Below are 20,545 nucleotides of genomic sequence, written 5' to 3'. Positions count from 1 at the left end.
GAAGGTCGCGTAGACGTCATCCGGCTGGAGCGGCGCCGTAGGTGGGGTGCGCCAGGTCGCGCGCGGGTGTGGGGGTGGCTGGTCATGCGGCGGGTCTTTCGACGGTGCGGGACGGGAGCGCGTGCAGTTTGGCCAGGAGCCGGGCACGCCAGCGCACGGCGTAGCGCAGGCAGTTGGCGCAGTTGCGATGGACGCAGTCGGGCAGGGGTGGGCTGTGGAGGGCGTCTTTGCTCCAGGCCATCGAGTCGGCGGAGACCAGGTAGCGGCCATATCGCAGCAGTCCCAGGGTCTTGACTCCGAAGCCGTGCAGGCGCAGTCCTAACCCGGCGAGGGTGGTGACGATCTGGCCGATTTCAGCTGTGGACTGGCGGCGGCAGACGGAGCCGATCCCGACCAGAGGTAGCGCAGCCAGATCCACCCCGGCGGCGGTGTAGAGGACGACACAGCGCAGGTAGTCATCCAGTTCCCAGCCCTGGACCACGGGGAAGATGGGAAGCTCCGGTGCCAACTGGCGGAGTGTCAGGTAGTTATCGACCGTCCGGTGCAGGTGCTCGCGCACGCTGAGGTGAGTACCGGCGAATGTTTCGCGGCCGAAGCGTCCGCCGTGGAGGATGGCGGGTTCACACATCCAGTCCTGCGGGGCAGCCCACTGAAGGTTGATCTTTTCGCCGTGGCTGCGTAGCCATTCCACGTATTCGCGGGCGGTGATGGTCCATCGGCCGTGCTTCTTCAGTTCGGTGAACCCGCGCGAGTCCACGTAGGTGGGACAGCGCGCGGTCAGATGGCGGGGGAGCGGCCGGCGGGCCAGCCTGCTGTAGCTGACCATGGCCGGGAAGGTGATGCGGCCTAACCATGACGGTTCAGGCACTCCGGTGACGAAGACCGGTGCTGCAGAGGGGGCGCCGGTGGCGGCCAGCGCGTGCGTTGGGGGAGCGGTCACGCGGCGTACCTCTCAGCTTGTTGAGGAGCGGCAGAGAGGGCCTGTTCCAGGCACACCTTGTGGACGGGCAAGCCGTCGTAATCCAGCAGGGAGGCTAGGAGCTGGCAGAAGCGGCAGGGGCGCTGGCGGCCGCCTCCCCAATGCTCCAGATGCTTGCGCCAGGTGATGATGATGCGGCCCTGGAAGGCTCGGTTAGGGCCGGGCATCAGCGGATGCTGTTCCGGTCGCGGCGCAGACGGCGCAGGTGTTCCTGATCAGCCGGGACAGGGATGTTGAACATCCGGACCCCGAGCCTGAGGGTGAGCCCGGTGGCGTCGCAGGCGTGGCAGAAGCGGAAGGAGCGGGTGAACAGGGCGCCGCGTTTGACGCCGGTGCCCTGGCAGAGGCGGCAGTCGGTGAAGGGGTTGCGGGTCAGGCCGTGCCGGTAGCCGACTATGGCGAGCACGACGGCCAAGGGGAGGAGTGTTCCGCCGATGACGGCGGCGGTGATCATGGCGAGGTTGGACACGACGGTCTCCCAGACCAACGGTTGAATGATCATGGCGGGGTGCGGTGACAGCGCGCCGGTGTCACGGGCAGGGGGCGGGGTGGGGAGTCACTGGTCAACGGGGTCATGACGGCGTGACAGAGGCCCCGTGATGGCGGCGTGACATATCCCCGTGACAACCAGAAGAAGATCGTTTTCGTTGCGCGCACGCCTCCCACGCGCAGCCGCACAAGGGGGCGCCCCGCTGGGTGTTACGGCCCCGGCGGGGCGTCGGTGGTGGCCGGCAGCCGATCAGGCGGCGGCATCGTAGTCGTCGCCCTCCAGCGGGGACATGTCGGCGATGGTGTAGGTCTTGCTGCTGCCGGCCTTAGCCGCGTTGAGCACGCCCCGGCTGGTGAGGTCGTCGAGCACCTTGTAGATCCAGGCGCGGCCCAGGCCGGTGCGCTGGCGGACCTCGGTCAGGTCCTCATCGCTGACCTTGATGGTGTGCCGTCCGCTCTGGTGGCGCTGGCGCAGCCATGCATGCACCAGGGCGCGGGCTTGGACGGGTTCGAGCTTGACGGTCGGTGCGTCGGCCCGGAGGGCGTCGGCTTCCTCGGGGGTGGGCTGCCGTATCTCTTCTTTTGGCCCAGCGGTGATGGACGGGTCCGGATCGCCGGCGTCGGCCAGGGCTGCGGTGACCACGTCTCCGCGGTGGCGGAGCTGGTCGATCAGGTCAGCGGCGCCGGGGTCGCTGGGCTTGACGAACACAGGGCGAGCTTCGTTGTCGGGGTCGGGTGGGCCGATGATGCTTTTACGCTCCAGCGCCTCGATCAGGCGCAGGCAGTCCTCCCACGTGATGCGCAGCTTGCGCTGCAACATCGCCGGGGAAGCATGCTGGGCGTGGATGACCAGTTCGGCGGCATCGGCGAGCAGGTCAGCGAAGTCGGCGGCGAACTCGTCTTCCGCTGGCTCATCCGCCTGCCCGCTGGTGTTGCTTGCACCGCCAGGGGGCGGGGTTGAGGCCGCGGCCAGTGCGCTGTTGGCGGTGGTGGGTCGGGCCAGGGCGGCGGTGAACTCATCCACCTGCTTGACCGACGCCGGGTAAGCGGCGGCGTGCGCCGTCATCGCAGCACGGGCCTCAGCGCTGTTGCGGCCCCACGCGTAGGTGCGTAGCGGCATCGCGTAGTGCGTGACCGGGATGCCGCGGGCGTCCAGCAGCGCCATGCCGGGGTAGTGGTCTTCCCATTCGTGCGGGGCGACGTCGGCTTTGCGCTGGCGTGCGGAGACGCCGAACTTGACGTCGTCGGGGTCTTTGAGGCCGAAGCACATCTTGGCCATCTGGGAGCGGAAGAGGGTCGGGATCTGCGTGTAGTCGGCACGCTGCAACGACAAGATGACGCTGCCACCGGCCGAACGGATCTCCTTCAGGATCTCGCCCAGCTTCTCCTCGTCGTCGGCGCCCAGCTCGCTGACCAGCTTGGCGATCTCTTCGATGTGCAGGTACCAGTAGGTCAGACCGCAGCCTTCCTCCCAGTCGCTGTAGCCGTGTTCGGCCAGCCACTTGGTGCGCTGGGGGATGGCGGCGTGGATGGCGCGGATCAGCGCGACCGCTCCGGCCTTGGTGTGCTCGAAGCGGTGCAGACCCTCGCGTAGCGGCCCCATCGTCTGGTCGTCCTTGCTGATGTCGATGGAGAAGATCGCGGCGTCGTGGCGGGTCATCAGCTCAGCGCAGATGTTCCACGCGCCACCGATCGACTTGCCCGACCCGGTGGCTCCCATGATCTGCAGGTGGAAGCCGACGAACCGGAACCGCATGTCGTCGCCGTCCTGGTACAGCCCGATCCGCACCGGCTGGTTCACCGAGCCGCTGGGCAGGGACGGGCCAGGCCACGAGATCGGCCGGCGGATGGCGCGCGGGTCGGAGACGGTCATGAACGCCCGGTCGGCGCGGTCGTCGTCGCGAGCCACGATGACGCTGCCGGGCGGAAGCTTCATGCCGGACTCGATCCGGTCGGTGGCCTTGATGGCGTCGTCGGCGGTCTTCTCACCGGGCGGCAGGTTCATCAGGCCCTTGACCTTGTGGTCGTTGACCTCGATGGCGCGCACGCGGGTGCCCTTCAGCCCGACCTGGTCTTTGGCCCGGTCGAACAGCGATCCCAGCGCGTCGGCGCCGTGGTCGGCTTCGTCGCCGGTGGCGCGGCGGATGACGGTGCGAATGTTCCACGACAAGGCGAGGGTGGCCCCGCCGAAGAACAGCGTGCCCTGCATGACCGGGTGGCCCAGGCCGGTGACGGTGGCGGCGGTGAACCAGCCACCCACCAGCGCCGTGGTCAGGGTCGAATGCGCGCGGCCGATCAGGCGCCGCTGGTGGGAGACGGCCCACGTCAGGCCGGTCAGTACAGTGACCCCGAGCGTGCAGCCAATCGCAGCCCAGGTCACCTCGGGCGGCTGCCCCCACCAGTGGTGCGAGACGAGCCCGGCCACGGTGAGCAGGCCCAGCAGCAGCCACGGCGGGACCAGCACGCCCACCTTCGACAGCACGGAGGCAGCCAGACGTTCCATGGTGGCCTCTTGGACCACCTGGAGAGAGGTGGCGGAACGGCGCATCACAGATCCACCTGCCCCTTGTAGTCCTTCCGCTTGTCGGAACGCTTGTCGCTGAGGGCGTCGGCGAACTCCCGCTGGAACTGCAGGTGGAACTTGACCAGCTCCGCGGAGACGCCCAGCGCGAGTTCGCGGGCATCGTCGAGCACGGATGCGACCCAGCTGGCGCGGGCGCGCACGTCCACGCCCATCAGCAGCGGGTGCCCCTTGAGCTGGCGCATCGCGGCCTCCGCTGCGCCGGCGGCGTTGTCCAGCTCGCGGGCCAGGTCATGCGCGAACCGCTGGGACGCGGTGGCGTAGTCGGCGATCTTCTTGGGGACCTTGCCGTGAAACTCGATATTGGCGATCTCGTCGAGACGGGTCTGTCCGGTGCCCATGGTGTCCTCCTTCGGCCTGGTCAGCGGGGCGGGGTGAAGTGCTTGCGGTAGGTGCGGGGGAAGTTCTCGCCACGTTCGGCCAGCGCGGCGGCCAGCTGGCGGGCGCGGTGCAGCCGCTTGGCGACCCGGCGGGCGCGCACACGGGTGTCCAGGCCGAACAGCAGCCATTGGCCTTTCATCGTGGTCATGGCGGCTTCGGCATCCACGGCGGCGATGTCCAGCTCCAGGTTCCACCGGTCGGCCAACGCGGTCAGCGCCTTGCCGTAGGCGTGAAACGCCTCGCCCAGGCTGCCGGTGAACTCGATCCCGGCCAGCTCGGTGATCGCTCTGGGGCGAGTGCCGCCGCTGCCGGTGTCGATGTCGGTCACAGGCGGACCTCGCAATCGTCGATCAGGTCGGCTTCGGGGATGTCTTCGATCCAGGCGCGCGCTTCGCGCAGCAGGACGGCCAGCGCGCGGCGGCCGGCGGGGATCACCGGGCGGATGCCGAGCCGCGCGGTGACCCACGCGTCCAGCGCGGTGACCAGGAGCACCAGCACCGCAAGGATCAGTGCCAGCACCTCCCGCAGCCCGGCCAGCAGGAGGCGCAGGCCGCGGGAGGCGGCAGAGCGGGGAGGGGCAGCGTCGGTGATGACGTAGACGACACGCGGCCGGCGGGGCATCGACATCACCACCAGGCATCCTCCGACTGATCGGCGGTCCGGTCAGCGCGCAGTTCGGCGGCGATGTGCTCCATCCGGTCATGCACCAGAACCCGCACACGGGGTCGGTCGAGCAGGGCGACGACGGCGATGACGACCGGGACGGCCAGGCAGGCAAGCCCCGTGACGACGATGAAGGTGAACATGAACGCGGTCATGACAAAGCTCCTCGGGTCAGGAGGGGGAGGGGGTGTCGAAGCGCAGCGCGTCACGCACCGCCCGAGCGGAGTCCATGCCGCACCCCAGGGCGCGGCGGATCTTGTCGGCGCCGGGGTCGGCGGGCAGCTCGCCGGCGTCGATCAGGTGGCGGGCGCGGGCGGTAAGGGCGGCCAGGACGGCGGCGTTCGCCCTGTACGTAGGGCCGGTAGGGCCGGTAGGAGTCCCGGGCATGCCGTGATCTAGGCGGGCGAACGCGGCCAAGATGATGGGCAGGGCGGTGACGATGGCCACCGCGACGATCGGTCCCAGGATGTGCAGCACCAGCCGGGACAGCGAGAAGGTGTCGGCCACGCCGGGCAGATACGGCCAGGCGTTCATGCCGAGCGTGAGGGCCAGGAACAGCCACTCGATCCGCACCAGGGCGCGGTCGGCCACAGGCTGGCCGCAGGTGCCGAGATAGGCGCGGGCGCCCACCACGACCAGCAGCGCCAGGGACAGGAACGGCTCCACCAGCCAGGCGAACACCCATCCGGGCGACCAGGCCGCGGCGCCGTCGGCGGCAAAGGTCTGCACGCCGGCGGTGGACCAGGCCAGCGCCAGGGTGAGCGAGACGAGTGCGGCGGTCACCAGCGTGCGGCGCATGCGGGCGGCCTGCCAGGCCCGCATGTCCGGGTCGTGGGCCAGGGCGTGCAGGCGGGCGGCTTGGCGGGCGGCCTTGCGGCGCTTGCGCACCTTGGGCGTGTCCAGCAGCAGCGGGGCGTCATCGCCCTGAAGGTCGGCCAGCGTGCGGGCTTCGGCGACTTCGGCGCGCAACTTGCGCACCCTCCTGCTCTCACGTCGGTGGGCAGAGCCGAACGCGGTGACAGGCATTGCGCGGGGGACGGGCTGATTGGCGGAGAGGTGCCGTTCCAGGTCGGCCAGCCCACGGGCGATCTCCTCCGGAGTCGGCTCGGGCGAGGGGTCGGGGAGGTTCACTGTCATGGGTCAGCCCTCCTTTCTAGGGGCGGGCTTACGGGGGTTGACCAGGGCGCGACCCGGCAGGCGGGTGAAGCGCTCGCGGTCGGTGGCGTGGAAGGGGCCGTGCCAGCCGGTGCGGGTGCATTCCAGCTCGGGGCTGCCGTCGGCGGGCACGAACGTGATGGGGCACGGACGCTTGAAGAGGTTCATGCGGCGATCTCCGTTGCGCAGTCGGGGCAGGAGTCGCATTGGCGGGGCAGCACGTAGCCGACATCGGTCAGGCACTCGGGGCAGGTACGGCGGGCCGCGTTGGCTTTGGCCAGCGCGGCGAGCTGCGCCGGGGTCGGGACGCGCTTGGGGAGCGCGAACCGCACGTCGTACAGGTAAGCCACGCGCACCCCTCCGGGGGCGCTGTAGCGGCGAGAGCGCCACAGGATTTGCGCCTGGATGCCCTGGCCGCCGGGACGCAGCTTGTCAGCTGCCAGCTGACGCAGGGTGCGCAGGTGTGGCGGGGCCATGTGCCACGGGTAGGTGGGGACAACGTAGCGGGCTCCGGCGGGGTCCCAGAAGCGGGCACGGATGCGGCTCATGGACGGCCCCACCCCTGCCAGCAGCGGGGACAACCGGGCCGGTTGCACCAGTTGTGCGGGTCGGACGCCCACCGGGTGACGGCCAGCTCCAGCGGTCCGCCCATGCGGACCACGAGACGGGAGGTCTGCCGCAGGCGGTAGCGGCTGTGGGTGAGGCGGATCAGGTCGCAGATCAGCAGCCCGGCCAGGAACGCCAGGGCGTGCGAAACGAAAGCGATCACGGCATGCCCTCCGGTCAGGCGTGGGCGCGGAAGCGGGTTCGGCAGGTCCGGCAGCCAGAGCGGCATCGGCCTCCGTGCATGGGGCACAGCGCGATACGGCGTCCGGTCGTGGCGTTGCAGCGGCGGCAGCCGATCACGTTGGCGGAGCGCTGGCCGCAGTCGGTACAGCGGAAGCGGTTCATCTCAGGCCACCACCGGCCGGTCAAGGGCGCGCAGCTCGCTGGCGTTCAGCCCTGCCCACACGCCGTGCATGGGGCGGATCTCCAGGGCGTAGGCCAGGCAAGCCACGATCGCCGGGCAACCGCGGCACACCGACTTGGCGGCGTTCTCGCGCAACTTGAGCTGGCGGGGGGACTCGAACCCGTCAGGGCCGACGAACAGGTCGGGGTCCACCTGCCCGCAGGACGAACCGGCGTCGTCGATGGTGGCCAGCAGCCGGATAGCTGACCTGCCGCCCAGGTGGGCGGTCGTCTCGGGGGCGGTCACGGGGCCACCTCCAGCGTGGCCAGCACCTCGGACACCTGCAGACGGACGCAGGAGGGGCAGATGGGCGGGGAGGGCGGCTCGTCGCCCGGCGCGGAGATCTCTCCTCCGTCGCACACGACGCAGACCCAGGGGATACCGGCGAAGAGGGACCGGTAGGTCATGATGAGGACACCTCTCTGAGAAGGGGAGGAGGACCGGGGACGGCACCGTGTCTTGGCGGGCAGGGCCGTCCCCGGTCGCGCGTAGATCGGGCGATTGAACGATCAGTGCGCGGCTCCAGGCCTGCGCGAGCCGCCTTTTTCTGGGGGAGGCGGTGACCCACTTCTTGAGTTGTGCGATCAGCAGCTAGCGCCGTCTGTCCCGTCGGCCAGAGCGCGGTTCCGTCAGCGTCGGCGCGCGGCCCCGTCAGGCCGCCTTCCGCGTGGTTCTCGTGGTGAGGCACGCCTCACCACGGTTGTTCGACTTGGCCGGGCGTCGCAGGTATGCTGCCAAGGAAACGCCAAACGTTTGTCGATAGCTCCGATAGTGAGCGCCTTGAGAGGGAATGTCAACAAACGCCAAACGTTTGTTGTTTCAAAGTTGGTGACCAACTGAGGAGAGGGAGATGGGCATCCCAAGCAAGCTGGGCTTCCGCCAGATCGCAGCGCAGATCCGGCAGGAGATCACCGAACGCGTTTACCCGACGGCTTCGGTTCTCCCGCCTGAGCCGGTACTCGCGGAGAAGTACGGCTCGTCGCGAAGCCTGGTCAACAGGGCGATGCAGGTACTCGCGGCAGAGGGCATGATCCGCCCTCGTCAAGGAAGGGGAACAATGGTGACCTACATCCCGCCGATGCCTCACTCGGCAGCTCGCTACTCCCGCGAAGCACGCGAGAGCGGCGCCGCCCGTGGCGCCTTCGACGCAGAGGTGCGTGCACTGGGGCTCGAACCGCAGCATGAGATCACTGTGGAGCGTGCGGTACCGCCCGATGACGTAGCCGACGCTCTCGGCCTGGCTCGCGGTGAGGAGAATGCCCTCGTTCGCCGGCGGCGTCTTCTGGCTTCCGGCATCCCGGTACGGCTCAATGCCTCGTGGTTTCCCCTCTCCATCGCGGAGGGCACCGACTTGGAAGCCGAAGGGCCAAGCATCCGGGGAGGCGTCAAGTCTGCCCTATCCGAACTCGGCTACGCGCAGACCGAAGCGACGGAGCGCATCCACGTTCGTCCTCCCACGGAGGATGAGGCGGATGCCTTGGAGATCAGTCCCGAGCGCACGGTTTTCGATATCTTTCACGTCGGCAAGACGGCATCAGGGCAGGCTGTCGAGGTGACCATTACCGTGACGCCCGCTCACTACCTGATGATCGAGCACACGTTCCCGCTGAGCTGACGTACGGCCACACCGACCAAAGGAGACGATGCGAGATGACGGCTTCCACCCTGCCGATCCGCGCCCGCGCCTTGGAACTGGCCGAAGCGGGCCAACTGCCCGCCTACATCTACGACCTGGCCGACCTTGACGCCCACATGGCCGCCATCCGGGCAGCCATGGGCGACATTGAGGTCTACTACGCCGTTAAGGCCAACCCGGACCCGAACCTGATGAAGGTCATCGAGCCCTACGTCCAGGGCTTCGAGATCGCATCCGGGGGAGAACTTGCTCATGTGCGCGAACACTTCCCCGGAGCGCGCATCGCCCTTGGAGGTCCAGGCAAGACGGACGCTGAACTCTTCGCCGACGTCAACAGGCTCCACGTGGAGAGCCCGAGCGAGATCCGACGCCTGTTCGCAGCGGGTAGGTCAGCTGACGTGCTTCTGAGAGTCAACCTCGACATTCCCATCAAGGGCGCATCGCTGGCAATGGGCGGCGGTGCCACACCGTTCGGCATGGACCCGGAGGGCGTCGCCGAGTGTCTCGACATGCTTAAGGGTCAGGACGCCGTACGAATTCGCGGCATCCACGCGCACTTGGCCAGCGGTCTTGACGCACTGACCATGCTTGAGCTGGCCAGCGCGATTCTCGACTACGCCCGTGGCATTGGTGTCACGGAGGTCAACGTTGGCGGCGGTATGGCCGTGTCCTACACCAATCCAGAGGCGCGCTTCGACTGGCAGACGTACGGCGCGGGCCTCGCCGCCCTCCGACGCCCTGGCGAGACGTTGCGCATCGAGCCGGGCCGGTCCATCTCGGTGTACTGCGGGCGGTACGTCACGCGGGTCATGGACGTGAAGCGCGTTCATGGTGAGTTGTTCGCCGTGGTGGCGGGCGGAACCCATCACATCCGGACCCCGGCGACGAAGGGTCATAGCCAGCCCATGGTCATTGACCAGCCGGGGGAGGTGACCACCATTGTGGGTCAGCTCTGCACGCCGAAGGACACCATGGCGAAGCACGTACCGGTGAGCTTGAAGACAGGGAATGTGGTTGAGTTCCTTATGGCTGGGGCCTACGCATGGAACATCTCGCACCACGACTTCCTGATGCATCCGCAGCCGACCTTCCACTACGTCGGCTGAATCCGACCCTGAGCACGAAGCCCTGGAAGCGCGTCCGGCTTCCAGGGCTTCTTTGCGTCGGGCACTGCCCCCGTGTCCGCCGAAGAGCCAACAAGATCGACGCTTCTTATGCCTTAGGCGGGCTGATTGGCTGAAACGCTGGGGGCAAGTGCGGCAGCCATAGCCCTCACGGAGCGCCTATGTGCGTGGTGTGAGTGCCTAACCCCAGGTATTCCAGCCCACCCCCTTTAGTGGTCGCAGATAGTACACGTCTGGGCACTCAGCTGCACTGATCTGTCCCGCTGGCACCCATGGTCCGTAAGCTTCCGCGTAACTTTGCTCGTTGCCACAGAACAGCACTGCCTGGAAGCTGCCGCCGATCCCGCCGCACTTGACCGCTGCAAAGCCGGGCTCGACTTCGCTGCCTGACTCGCGAGCAATTACTCGGCAGCTCGTGACTGTTCCTGCCGAAGCAGGCGCCACACTTACCACGGCTGCCGTCATCGCCATGGACACAACGACGGCGAACCGAACTGCTACAGCTCTCACCCGATCCCCTTTGTCGATTTTCGCGTTGACCTGTTCGATGCTGGGGCAGCGGGACCTAGCCGATCAAGGTTTTAGGAGTGGCTTAATCCTCATGGCAATGGACTCCCTAAGGGCCTGAGACGCGGGCGTGGTGCGCCTCCTGCGTGCGTCACGGGGCACTTAGTGCTATCTGGGTGACCAACTGCGTGACAGTAACTCTGGCTGATCCCGGATGGGCTTGGACGTTGGTGCCCCCTCTTACTGTGCTGTCAGCTCTGAGCCGAGCCCTGCGCGACGCCCTCCTCTGTCCACCAAGACACGACGTACGGATCCGTGGAGCCCTCCGCAGTGCTTCTGGTTGGGGACTCGATTACGGACATCGAGGCGTCTCAAACCGCGCAAGCGACGGCCATTGGATATGCCAATCGCCTAGATAAGGTGGCCCGGCTGGATGCCGTCGGTGCGGATCTAGTTGTGACGTGTATCGGAGAGCTGGCCGACTCTCTGCGATAGCCGTCACTATCCGCAAATGTGGATTGAGCGGGGAAGCGGCTCGAAAGTGGGGACGCTACCGCGTCTACGGACGTAGTCCACCCACTACCCCTGCCCTCGAACAGCCACAAAGCACTGCGGGGTTAAAGCTTGCTACAGCTCCTCCACCCAGTCCGCGGGAATCAGAGCCTCGCCCTCCGCTCGCCATCGATACCTGACCGCGTCGCTGAACCACTGCTCCTCAAGATCGGCGTGTTCCATGACGATGACCTGAAGGTCCACATCAGGACGTGCGAGGGTTGCCAGAACCGATTGGTAAATGCGGACGAGCGACTCACGGTCATCATCGGGTAGAACATGTGAACCGTCGCCAGCGTAGTCGGCTGGGAACCAAACTTGTGATGGCTGATCCATAATGAGTGTGCGTGGAACAGGTCGATTTTCCGTTGCAAACCATTCGTGAAGAGCCAGGAATGTTGCCACGTGGTAGCCGACGTAGTTCTCGCCGCTTCCCATCTCATATAGCGGAACTGCGCCGGCATGTGTGTCGGCAACTACGGTGAGCTGCCTCAGGTCCAGGCGGATTGGTGATGCCGAGTGTTCAAGCTCAAGATGGCGAGCCTTGTCCCATAGGTTCTGGTTTATTCGCGCCAGAAAGGACGCAAGTAGGTCGGGGTTCCCGCTTTCTTCTAGCCTTGCCTCGATATCGGCAATTGCAGTCTCAAGCTCAACGGTGCGGTCTTGGATTGGAGCTTCATGAGATCGCCGATCGAGGAGTTCCAGATAAAAGCCAATTCTGCCCTGAATCAGGGCGGCACGTGACTCGGCGGCGCGCAACCTTGCAACGGCTTGAAGTCCGGCCTCCAACTCGTCGATCTCAGCCCTATTCGCTCGCAGCTGTTGCGTTACTCCTTGGATCTCCTCGGCCAGCTGCGCAATCATCTGATCGATCCTTGGAGTGTCAGTGCGGATGGCGACGATCTCTCCATCAAGGCGTAGCAGCTCGCTGCGCAACTCCACCCATATCCCTGGAGCATCGGGTGTGTCGGTGCCGCACATCGGACAACCTCGCGAGGGGCCCTCTGCGTTGCCAAAAAATCCGAGCGATGCGAGACGCGCCCGCTGCTCACTAGCCTCAGAGGCGAACTCGCCGTTTTCGTCCGCAGCGCGACGGAGTCGCGTGAGCCGGACGTTCAAGCCAGCTATGCGATCCCGCAACTGCGCTCGCTGTTGGTTAAGCTCCCCCAGTCGATCTCCTTGAATTTCGGGCAGCCCTGCGGCGCGTACATCGGCATCAGTGAGCGGCCTCAGGATGCTAACAGCTTCGCTTTCGTTGATGCCCTGTGGTGGCAATTGATCGATTAGGCCGACGGCCGCTGCCTCAGCGAGAAGGGCGCGCGCCTGCCCTGAAGCGCCAAGCGCTATAGCCTGTTCATCCAGGGAGCGTCTCAAGGCGACGAGCTCTCGTTTAAGCGTGCGTAGTCTGATCGTGAGAGTTGCGTACTCGGTGTCTACTGCTCCCAAGAAATAGGGGATGGCCGCGCGGATCGCGTTGGGGCGATGCTCATCTCCCTGGGTATGGAAGAGCACGTCTTGGTTTGCTATCTCATTCTGTTCTTGTATGACGAAGAAGAGTGCGTGCCGGATACCGGGATGGAGCGGACCAGCGGTACCCGGCATAGGAAGTCTTAGCGAGCGGTCGATCCCACACAGATCTCCGATGATCTGTCGAGCCGTGTCGACGTTGGTATTGAACTCGAGAGTATCGAACGCCGGGATCGACTCCGGATCCGAGATGATGCCGACGTACATGCGATCAGCGGTCTTGCGGAGCCGCTCCGGGGCAGGGCGGGCGACGTACATGGTCCGCCCACCGCTAACGATCACAAGACCAAAACCTCTGGAGTGGTCTCTTGTCACCCCGGCTTTCACCGGGTAGCCGCTACTGCCAAGACAGTAGTCAATGATCGTTACGATGGCACTTTTGCCTCTACGAGAGGAGCCGGTGATGATGTTCAGCTGTCCCAGCTCAAAGGTCAGCTTGCGCATGCGCTCGCCACGGCCATAGACGACGACGTGCCTGATCTGGAAGCTCAAGGACGGACTCCAAGGAGAGTGAATATCGTCGGAAGGTCGCCGGCCCTGGACAACCATCGACCTAAGAACACGCTGGCCTTTTGGATTTGGACTACTTCGGGAGTGCCACCGGTGATGCGCTTGGGTATTCGTTTAGCTGCCTGGATGCGGCGTCGCCCATCAAGGGTGAGGGCTCCTGCCTGTAGGCCGAGCAGGAGTCCATCCCTAACGAGAGGTCCAAGCAGCGGTGCCGCCGCTTGGAGATGAATCCGTGCTGTCGACTCACGCTCAATCCAGTTGACGGGCGTCGCCGACGTCGTTCGCGGCAACGCCGTCCGCACCGGGGCTGTGAGTGCCATAACTGGCGCAAGGACGGCGAGAGAGATGTGACAGCCTAGACCGTTTTCCTCTTCATATCCCTGCGCGGTCCGAGCAACTAGGAGCCCCGCAAACGCGGGATTGTAGAGGTTCCGCTCTTCTCGGCTCAGGGATTCAAAGACTGCCATTCACAGCACCGCCCACAGGCTCAAGAATGGAGAGGAGTCGTACCTCGAAGTCTGGATGCCACCCCACGCGCTTGCCGTCCGCTAGGATGTGAAATGACCCTTTGCAAATGAATGGATCGTGACAATCGGGGCGGATGTTCCTACGAAATTCCGTCTCCACCCATTCATAGATTCGCTTGGCGAGCTCGACCTTGGCGTCTTCTGCGGCGTTCGCGCCAAGCTTGTCCTTCATTACAGCGAAGTGCGTTTCCCATTCTTCGCGCAGGCGACGCTCATAGGCGCCGATCTCCCCGGGTAGGAGCAGGTTCTCGCGCGACCATCGTGCGCGCTGCGTAGACGCCCGCAGATAATCGCGCACCGCGATTTCAATCCTGTGGTTACCAATTTCGATCATATCGAGCTGTTGAACAAACGTTCTGTGGCTATACTCTTGTCGGGTTGCTGTCATCTCAACGATGTCGTCATCGATAGGTAGGTTATAACTTCTGAACTGTTCGCGAAGCTCACTCAGCTTTTCGTCGATCTCGCAACCAGTGATCGGCGATGCGGTCGCAACGCGCATGGTTTCAATGCATCGCTGCATGAACCATCCTTCAAGTCGATTCAAAAGCGACTCTGCTGCATTTCGGCCGACAATTAGATGACAGATTTTAAGCAGGCTTTTATGGACGGTCTCGATTGTAGGGCCATCGCCAAGTACAGAGATGGAAGCGAGCATTGCTAGCCGCTGCCCCTTCGTCAGGTTTCGATACGCCTCGATGCTCTTCTTCTTTGCATCAGAGGTCGACTTTTCTGCTGCCGCTTCGAGTAGCTCATAGGCTTTATCGACATCTCGATCTATGCCTGGCTGTAGAAAGTGAGCAACCGACCCAGCGGGCACTGTTGAGGTCGTTAGCAGCAGAAGCTGCGTCCGTGTGGGATCCAAAGACCCTTCTCTGACCGCTTCGCTCCAGATGCGCAGTGTCTTCCACAAGTCGGTAGTGCCGTCCGTCATTCGCGTCCCGCTCGCCCGATGCTTCAACTGCCAGCGCCGACTCTCGCCAGCCGCCACGATTTCGACGTCGTCAACTACTTCAACCGAAACACTCCAGCTGGCGTCTGTCCCGAATTCGTTGAGTCCGGCCAGGAGGGCATAGCGCAGCTGATAGAGGTAGCCAATGGCTGAGGCTGAGGCGTCGAAGACACTGCTAGAACCACTCACCGGAACTCCACTGGGCCCGTCTGGACGGTTGATGTTGGGAGGACATCACAGCTGGGTGGCAGAGTAAACACGCCCAGTCACATCGAGAACGTTTTGTTGCCGTAGGTTGCACCTTATGGAGTGCTTTGTGCTATTTCGTGCCTGATTTATGGAGTCTTGGCTAGCGGTGGCCACCCGCAAGGCGTGCCGGTGCTGGATCTCTCAACCACGGAACTCCAGTCATCTGCCACGGCTGAGCCAGTGCTTAGCGGGAGCTGTGCTGGAGGCCCTGCTATTGGTGCACTCGTCGGATCTTCCGTCCACGGCCCAGGGCTGTGCTGAGTGCTCTGAACCTTGATCGTCGCCCGATGTCTGCCCATTCCAGCGTTAAGGATCGGGCCTATTCGTTCGCTCACGGGCTGCTTATGTCCTACTTCGTAGGTCCGGCCCAGATCGTGCCGAGGGAGGTAGGCGTCAGCACCCAGAATCGGCATCTTAAGGTTGTCGATCGGCTGCCTGGGTGCCTCGGAGTGCTCGGCAGCCTTCGGTCAAGCGTCGAGCTGGCTCCATCGAGGGTCCTCGCGACGCGTGCCCCTGCTGTCCCCCGCACTCAGCGAGGAACTTTCCAAGAGCAAGGACAGGGCAGCCTCACCGGCACGATCTCGTCCTACCGCTCCGGAAGGCTCTGTTTCGTGATGGCGTGGATCAAGAGCTTCCGCACAATCGCTGAAAGCACCTAGGAATTCTTATTTCACCTAGGTAAGATAGAGGCATGGACGGGCTCTTCCCGGTGATCCTCGCCGTGGTCATCACAGTATTGATGACTCTTGAGGGCATCAAGGCGACATCTCGGCTCTCCCGTCGTCTCATGAGAAGCGCTGCGCGGATCCAATACGGCGAGACCGAACGCGGGGCAATCCGCACCGAGGAGCTCGAAGCCCTCATCGCTCATCGCCCAGGCAACCTGTTCAAGTTGTTTACGGCGGTGTCGTTCTGGGGCGCAGCGGGGGTGAAAGGCAAGAGTCTCCGGGTTCGGTTCTACGTCGAGACGGCGATTCGCATAGCGCCCAGGGTCGTGGCCCACACGTTCACCGAGCGAAGGCTGCCCACCATCAAAAGGCGCCGTGAAGAGTCCAAGGTCACGATCTGGATGGAGCCGCGGAAGCTACACGTCCCACCCAAACCGTCTTAGGAGGGCTTGGCGACAAGCAGGCTGATTCTCCCTAGGTAGGAATAGAGATGGCAGGTCTAGAACGAGTCACCCAGCCCACCCTGGACGTCCTCGAAGTGCTGCTCTCAGCCTTCGACTCCAACCAGGACATCCATGGCTGGGCCATCATGAAAGCCGCCAAGCGTGCCGGGCCCACCGTGTACAAGGTGCTCGACCGGCTCGAAGATGCCCGCTGGATCTCCGGTGAATGGGAAGAACTAGGTTCCGACCAACCCGGGCCGCGACGCCGCTTCTATCGACTCACCGGCGAGGGCGCCCCCGCGGCGCGCGCTCTGCTCGCAGAGCGTCGTCCAGGAACCCTCCAGGCGCGACCCACACTCGGATTCGCTCCGATCGACTGGGTCGGAGCCCGGCTGGCCGGTGAAACCTGGTGAGCAGCTGGGAGATCATCTTGGGCGTGATCCTCGGGCTGCTCGTCAACGAGATGAGCGAGGTGTCCCCCTGGCTCGCCAACAAACTCGTCCGATGGGCTGCTTGCCGGCAGTACGAGGATCCAGAGCGATCCGCGATCCGCTCTGAAGAACTCGCCGCCCTGATCAACGCACGGCCAGGCAAGCTGTTCAAGCTGATAACAGCCCTCGGATTCACACAAGCAGCTCTTCGTTCGGTTACGAGACGCAAACTTGGGACCACGGTGCGCTGGAGCGCGGAGATGTGGTACAGAGCCCAAGCAGTACGCGCGGGCTGGCCCATCGGTGAACGCCGCGAGCATGCATTCGCGCACAAAGGGGCCGATGTGACAGTGTTTGCCTATGGGCGACCGAAGATTCAGAGCGCCATGATGCGTGACGTGCTTAGGGTGCTCGACAAGACGGTCTATCCACCGTGCGCGATCACGGTGACTCCAAGCGTCATAAAGACGAAGTTCGTATTCAAGGCTCTCACTCCCGGCGGTCGAGTCAAGATGCACTGGGACCTGGACGCCGACCTAGTCGAGGTGGAGATTCTGGAAAACGAACGACCGCTTTCGCCCGCAGAAGAACCGTAAGTATTTTCACGGCAACGCGCGCACGAGGCGCTTTTCATCTTGAGTGACCGACAGCCAGAACGTAGGCGTCCTATGGCCGGCCATAGTAGGGCTACGGCGCCAGCCGACCGGGTTTCGAGTCGTAGAACAACCGCCCGGCGCGAGCGGAGCGCACCCGGGCATCGATCGTTGTCGTCGGTTGAAATTGGTGGTTCGGGATCGTGGGCGAGTGACTACCTGCGTGACAACCGTCAACGCCGGATACGTCCTTCGGTGCATGTCTGTGGACGTTTGGAGACGGGGTCGAAAGCGTTGTAGATTTTCGAACTAGACTTCGATGTGCCTTACAAGCGGAGGGTCACTGGTTCGAACCCAGTACCGTCCACCCCACTTTCTTTCTCTGCTGACGGCATCGTCTTCGCCTTCGGCTCAGGCTGTGACACTGGGGCTCCGCCCCAGACCCCGCATGGCTGGTCGGGCGTGGTTGCGCTCGCTCCGTCCGCGGCCGGTCGTGGGTCGCCAGGGACCGAGATCTCCTCGCGATCATTGACGTGAGAGCGCCTCCTTGAAGGAGAGTTGTCGGACACCCCTATGCTCCCCACCTACACGCGTAGAGCAACTGGCTACCTGGCCGGCGACCGCACGTAGTCGAGTGCCTGTTGTGCGTCTGATCTTCCCGCCTGCCACGTCCAGGGCAAGCTCAGCGGACCAAGAGGCCATGGGCCACGTCTGTCTTCCAGCTAATCGCTCGATCGAGATGCCTCGCCGCCAAGGGCGAGACGTCTGGATTTGGTGCCGGGGCAAACGTCGAAGTTGGCGGGTTGAGGGGCACTCGTCCGAGGGCAGACGGCAACCCCCTGGAGGGTTCTCGTCATGGCCGGCTCGGGGTGAGGCCGGAGGGGAAGTCGTCGAGCGGTCCCGGCTGCCGGGCGGAGGGCTGGGCGTGCGATCGGAGGCGGCGGACGAGCAGGCGGATGATCTGGGCCGCGGTGCCTCCCAGGAGGGCCAGGCCCAGCGCGACCAGGGTGGCGGGCCAGGGCCAGGAACTGCCTGACCAGCCCTTGGCGTCGGCGGTGGGGTACTCAAGGGTCTTGGCGGTCCACCGGGCGGTCTGCAGGTCGTAGGTGGTGGCGATGTCGCGCAGCACGGGGGCGTAGGCGAACTCGTCGCCGAGGTGGAGGTGTTCGGGGCGCGGTCCCGTGCTGGTGGCCTGGGGGGTGGCTGAGGCCCGGCCGGGGACGAGGAGGCGGTCGAGGTCGTCGGCCTTGGCGGCGAGGGTGTGGCGGGGGACGAAGGTCAGGCCGTGCTCGGAGCGGATCGGGCCGTCACCGATGGCCAGGGTGCGCCCGACCATGGCCTCCTCGGTGTAGGAGATGAAGATCGAGGACAGGTCCAGTTCGCCGACGCCTTCGGTGAGCTGGACCCCGATGGCCGAGGGGCCGGGCTGGTAGGAGGCGTTGAGGGCGACGACCGCGTCGGCCCACTCCAGGGTGGAGACGGGCACCGGGGCGGGGGTGCCGGGGGAGTAGTGGCCCCAGCGGACGGTCTGGGCCGCCTGGCGGGCGGTGTCCTGGTCGATCAGGCGCTCGATGATGCGCAGGGCGCCGTCGATGCCGGACAGGACGCCTGCCGTACTGATCACGTTCCCGTCGTCGACGTAGCGCCGTCCGGCGGTCCAGGTGACGGTGGGGAAGTCGGCGCGGAGGGCGGGCAGCCGCCACCAGTGGGAGGTCGCTGTGCGGCCGTCGAGCAGTCCCGCTTCCGCGAGGGTTCTGGCGCCGTGGCAGACGCTGACGGTCAGTACGCCGGTGGAGTGCTGCTGTCGCAGCCAGCCGGTGATCGCCTGGCGCTCGCCCGCGTCCCGCTGGTACAGGGCGGGGACGAGCGCCACGTCGAGGCGGTCGTCCTGCTGGTCCAGCAGGCTGGTCAGCTGGTCGAGGGTGAGGTCGGGGACCAGGTCGAGGCCGCCGCTCAGCGGCACGGCGGCCGCGCCGGTCGAGACGACGTAGGTGTTGAAGCGGCCCGTACCGGTGAGCACTTCGTAGGGTGCGAGCAGGTCGGCGGCGTTCGTGCCCGCGGCGCTGGTCACGAAGGCGACCGTGGGCTTGGCCGGGTCGTGCGCCCTGGGCGAGGGCTGGGCTGTCACCGTGTCGTCGCGTGCTCTGTACAGGTCGCCGAACTTGCCGACGGTGTTGACGGCGGAGACCGCGCCGGGCAGCGCCAGTGCCGCCAGCACGACGGCGGACCGTCCGGCCCACCTGCCGGAGATCCTGACGCGGAGGCGGTGGCGCGGGTCGGCGTATTCGCGGCGCCGCACCATCACGAGCAGGCCGATGAGGATGAACATGGCCGCGTGCCCGAGCGTCATCACCATCGCGGCTGACAGCACGCCGTACCAGAACGGAACGAGGAGCACGAGGAACGGCGCGACCACCGCCACGCCCATCTCGGCGATGCGGGGCCATCGATAACGGCGCGCCAGCATCCAGACGGCCACGCCGATGGCCATGTTCGCGGACATCAGCAGAGCGGCGACGTCGAATCTGGAGATCTCGGGCAGCACCGCGTTCCACAACACCGGCAGCGCCATCATGCCGACGACTCCCGCGATCATCATCTCGAGGGAGCGCCAGACGAGGCGAGCGATCACACGGCCCTTGCCGGCGCTCGGGCCAGAGGGTGTGAGGGTCATGAGTCCTCCTGAAGGCACGGTGCCTGGCGGTGGGAAGGGACGAGCGGCCAGGCGCGGTTTCGGGTTCACCGCCGAGTGTCGGACTTCGCGGGTGGCCGTCCCCAGTGCCCTGAGCGCGAAGCGGGCATGGTCTTCGCACCGCCGCCGAGGTGCACTTTGCAGGTACCGGACAGATCGGGATGGATGGGTGCCACGGGTGTTACGTTGATGCCGGTCGCGGGTGTGGAGAGGTTCTGGGGGAACGGATGATCCGCGTTTTGATCGCCGAGGACATGCGCATCCTCCGCGAATCCCTGGTCGCGCTGCTCGAATTGGAGGACGACATCGACGTCGTCGCCGAGCTGGCGACCGGCGACCAGATCGTGCCCGCCGCGCTCCGGCACCGACCCGACGTGGCGGTGCTGGACATCGACCTGCCCGGTGTCGACGGGCTGGCCGCCGCCGCTGAGCTGCACCGTCAGCTGCCCGAGTGCCGGACGCTGGTCCTGACAGGTCTGGGCAGGCCGGGCATGCTGCGCCGGGCACTGGCCGCCCAGATCTCGGGGTTCGTCGTCAAGGACGCGCCGTCCCAGGAGCTGGTCGACACGGTCCGCCGGGTGGCCGCGGGCGAGCGCGTGATCGACATGAAGCTGGCGCTGGCGGCGCTGGAGGCGTCGGACAACCCGCTCTCGCCGAGGGAGGCCGACGTGCTCAGGCGTCACGCGGCCGGCGCGTCGGCGGCGGAGATCGCCGCGGAGACGCACCTGTCGTACGGCACCGTGGTAACTATCTGGCGGCGGCCGTCGCGAAACTGGGCGCGCGCAACCGGGTCGACGCGGCGCGCATCGCCGAGGAGGCCGGGTGGTTGTGACGCTCCGCTCCCTCGGCTGGTTGTGACCCTCCGTGACCTCAGGTC

Annotated in this window: 22 protein-coding genes and 1 pseudogene; 6 read left to right on the top strand and 17 right to left on the bottom strand. The window is 65.6% G+C overall.

Going from position 1 to position 20,545, the window contains the following annotated elements; translation table 11 throughout:
* Nucleotides 1-82: 82 nt before the first annotated feature.
* From HNR30_RS39870 to HNR30_RS39810, 13 genes are all read right to left on the bottom strand, one after another.
* On the bottom strand, nucleotides 83-940 hold the full coding sequence (locus HNR30_RS39870) for a deazapurine DNA modification protein DpdA family protein (RefSeq protein ID WP_220134548.1): 858 nt from the start codon (nucleotides 938-940) through the stop codon (nucleotides 83-85).
* Nucleotides 941-1,145: 205 nt separating this feature from the next.
* Entirely contained in the window at nucleotides 1,146-1,448 is a 303-nt protein-coding gene (locus HNR30_RS39865; protein ID WP_181615370.1) for a hypothetical protein, read from the bottom strand.
* A 270-nt stretch (nucleotides 1,449-1,718) separates the two neighbouring features.
* Nucleotides 1,719-3,971, bottom strand: a complete 2,253-nt coding sequence (locus HNR30_RS39860) for a DNA translocase FtsK (protein ID WP_181615369.1) — start codon at nucleotides 3,969-3,971, stop codon at nucleotides 1,719-1,721.
* 44 nt (nucleotides 3,972-4,015) lie between these two features.
* Complete coding sequence (locus HNR30_RS39855; protein ID WP_181615368.1) at nucleotides 4,016-4,390, bottom strand: hypothetical protein; 375 nt, start codon at nucleotides 4,388-4,390, stop codon at nucleotides 4,016-4,018.
* A 20-nt stretch (nucleotides 4,391-4,410) separates the two neighbouring features.
* Nucleotides 4,411-4,758 (bottom strand): hypothetical protein, encoded by a 348-nt coding sequence (locus HNR30_RS39850; RefSeq protein WP_181615367.1) that lies wholly within the window; start codon nucleotides 4,756-4,758, stop codon nucleotides 4,411-4,413.
* A complete protein-coding gene (locus tag HNR30_RS39845) occupies nucleotides 4,755-5,051 on the bottom strand; it encodes a hypothetical protein (RefSeq protein WP_181615366.1) in 297 nt (98 codons plus the stop codon). The genes HNR30_RS39850 and HNR30_RS39845 overlap by 4 nt, the downstream gene beginning before the upstream one ends.
* Before the next feature lie 5 nt (nucleotides 5,052-5,056).
* Nucleotides 5,057-5,248, bottom strand: coding sequence for a hypothetical protein (locus HNR30_RS39840; protein ID WP_181615365.1), 192 nt, complete (start codon nucleotides 5,246-5,248; stop codon nucleotides 5,057-5,059).
* Between the two features lie 16 nt (nucleotides 5,249-5,264).
* Nucleotides 5,265-6,230: a hypothetical protein gene (locus HNR30_RS39835; protein ID WP_181615364.1), complete on the bottom strand. Its 966-nt coding sequence runs from the start codon at nucleotides 6,228-6,230 to the stop codon at nucleotides 5,265-5,267.
* Between the two features lie 3 nt (nucleotides 6,231-6,233).
* On the bottom strand, nucleotides 6,234-6,416 hold the full coding sequence (locus tag HNR30_RS39830; RefSeq protein ID WP_181615363.1) for a hypothetical protein: 183 nt from the start codon (nucleotides 6,414-6,416) through the stop codon (nucleotides 6,234-6,236).
* Nucleotides 6,413-6,796: an RRQRL motif-containing zinc-binding protein gene (locus HNR30_RS39825; RefSeq protein ID WP_181615362.1), complete on the bottom strand. Its 384-nt coding sequence runs from the start codon at nucleotides 6,794-6,796 to the stop codon at nucleotides 6,413-6,415. Before HNR30_RS39825 ends, HNR30_RS39830 begins: the two co-directional genes overlap by 4 nt.
* On the bottom strand, nucleotides 6,793-7,017 hold the full coding sequence (locus tag HNR30_RS39820) for a hypothetical protein (protein ID WP_181615361.1): 225 nt from the start codon (nucleotides 7,015-7,017) through the stop codon (nucleotides 6,793-6,795). Before HNR30_RS39820 ends, HNR30_RS39825 begins: the two co-directional genes overlap by 4 nt.
* A 183-nt stretch (nucleotides 7,018-7,200) precedes the next feature.
* Nucleotides 7,201-7,503, bottom strand: coding sequence for a WhiB family transcriptional regulator (locus HNR30_RS39815; protein ID WP_312894984.1), 303 nt, complete (start codon nucleotides 7,501-7,503; stop codon nucleotides 7,201-7,203).
* Nucleotides 7,500-7,664, bottom strand: a complete 165-nt coding sequence (locus HNR30_RS39810) for a hypothetical protein (RefSeq protein WP_181615360.1) — start codon at nucleotides 7,662-7,664, stop codon at nucleotides 7,500-7,502. The genes HNR30_RS39815 and HNR30_RS39810 overlap by 4 nt, the downstream gene beginning before the upstream one ends.
* Nucleotides 7,665-8,107: 443 nt before the next feature.
* Here HNR30_RS39810 and HNR30_RS39805 point away from each other — a divergent pair, with 443 nt between their 5' ends.
* Both HNR30_RS39805 and HNR30_RS39800 read left to right on the top strand, forming a co-directional pair.
* Nucleotides 8,108-8,872 carry a GntR family transcriptional regulator gene (locus HNR30_RS39805; RefSeq protein ID WP_181615359.1) on the top strand — a complete coding sequence of 255 codons (765 nt, stop codon included), beginning with the start codon at nucleotides 8,108-8,110 and terminating at the stop codon, nucleotides 8,870-8,872.
* Nucleotides 8,873-8,907: 35 nt separating this feature from the next.
* Nucleotides 8,908-9,999, top strand: a complete 1,092-nt coding sequence (locus tag HNR30_RS39800) for an alanine racemase (protein WP_181615358.1) — start codon at nucleotides 8,908-8,910, stop codon at nucleotides 9,997-9,999.
* 1,152 nt (nucleotides 10,000-11,151) lie between these two features.
* Here HNR30_RS39800 and HNR30_RS39795 read toward each other — a convergent pair.
* The 3 genes from HNR30_RS39795 to HNR30_RS39790 are packed head-to-tail and all read right to left on the bottom strand — an operon-like array spanning nucleotide 11,152 to nucleotide 14,781.
* Nucleotides 11,152-13,047 carry a DUF3732 domain-containing protein gene (locus HNR30_RS39795; protein WP_181615357.1) on the bottom strand — a complete coding sequence of 632 codons (1,896 nt, stop codon included), beginning with the start codon at nucleotides 13,045-13,047 and terminating at the stop codon, nucleotides 11,152-11,154.
* Between the two features lie 44 nt (nucleotides 13,048-13,091).
* Entirely contained in the window at nucleotides 13,092-13,580 is a 489-nt protein-coding gene (locus tag HNR30_RS50700) for a three component ABC system middle component (RefSeq protein ID WP_220134547.1), read from the bottom strand.
* Nucleotides 13,567-14,781, bottom strand: a complete 1,215-nt coding sequence (locus tag HNR30_RS39790; RefSeq protein ID WP_181615356.1) for an ABC-three component system protein — start codon at nucleotides 14,779-14,781, stop codon at nucleotides 13,567-13,569. Before HNR30_RS39790 ends, HNR30_RS50700 begins: the two co-directional genes overlap by 14 nt.
* A gap of 751 nt (nucleotides 14,782-15,532) precedes the next feature.
* Here HNR30_RS39790 and HNR30_RS39785 point away from each other — a divergent pair.
* Genes HNR30_RS39785 through HNR30_RS39775 form a run of 3 tightly spaced genes read left to right on the top strand, consistent with a single transcriptional unit; the run spans nucleotide 15,533 to nucleotide 16,979 of the window.
* On the top strand, nucleotides 15,533-15,952 hold the full coding sequence (locus HNR30_RS39785) for a hypothetical protein (RefSeq protein WP_181615355.1): 420 nt from the start codon (nucleotides 15,533-15,535) through the stop codon (nucleotides 15,950-15,952).
* Nucleotides 15,953-15,999: 47 nt separating this feature from the next.
* Nucleotides 16,000-16,365 (top strand): PadR family transcriptional regulator, encoded by a 366-nt coding sequence (locus HNR30_RS39780; protein WP_181615354.1) that lies wholly within the window; start codon nucleotides 16,000-16,002, stop codon nucleotides 16,363-16,365.
* Nucleotides 16,366-16,388: 23 nt separating this feature from the next.
* Nucleotides 16,389-16,979, top strand: a complete 591-nt coding sequence (locus HNR30_RS39775; protein ID WP_181615353.1) for a hypothetical protein — start codon at nucleotides 16,389-16,391, stop codon at nucleotides 16,977-16,979.
* An 850-nt stretch (nucleotides 16,980-17,829) separates the two neighbouring features.
* On the opposite strand, the gene HNR30_RS39770 is transcribed toward HNR30_RS39775, so the two are convergent.
* Nucleotides 17,830-19,650, bottom strand: a complete 1,821-nt coding sequence (locus HNR30_RS39770; RefSeq protein ID WP_181615352.1) for a DJ-1/PfpI family protein — start codon at nucleotides 19,648-19,650, stop codon at nucleotides 17,830-17,832.
* 245 nt (nucleotides 19,651-19,895) lie between these two features.
* On the opposite strand from HNR30_RS39770, the pseudogene HNR30_RS39765 reads away from it, so the two are divergent.
* A pseudogene (locus HNR30_RS39765) lies at nucleotides 19,896-20,500 on the top strand (response regulator).
* Nucleotides 20,501-20,545 lie beyond the last annotated feature (45 nt).

Origin of the sequence: Nonomuraea soli, assembly GCF_013761175.1 — a bacterium.
Lineage (GTDB): Bacteria > Actinomycetota > Actinomycetes > Streptosporangiales > Streptosporangiaceae > Nonomuraea > Nonomuraea soli.
This window is presented reverse-complemented; position numbering and strand designations above follow the sequence as displayed.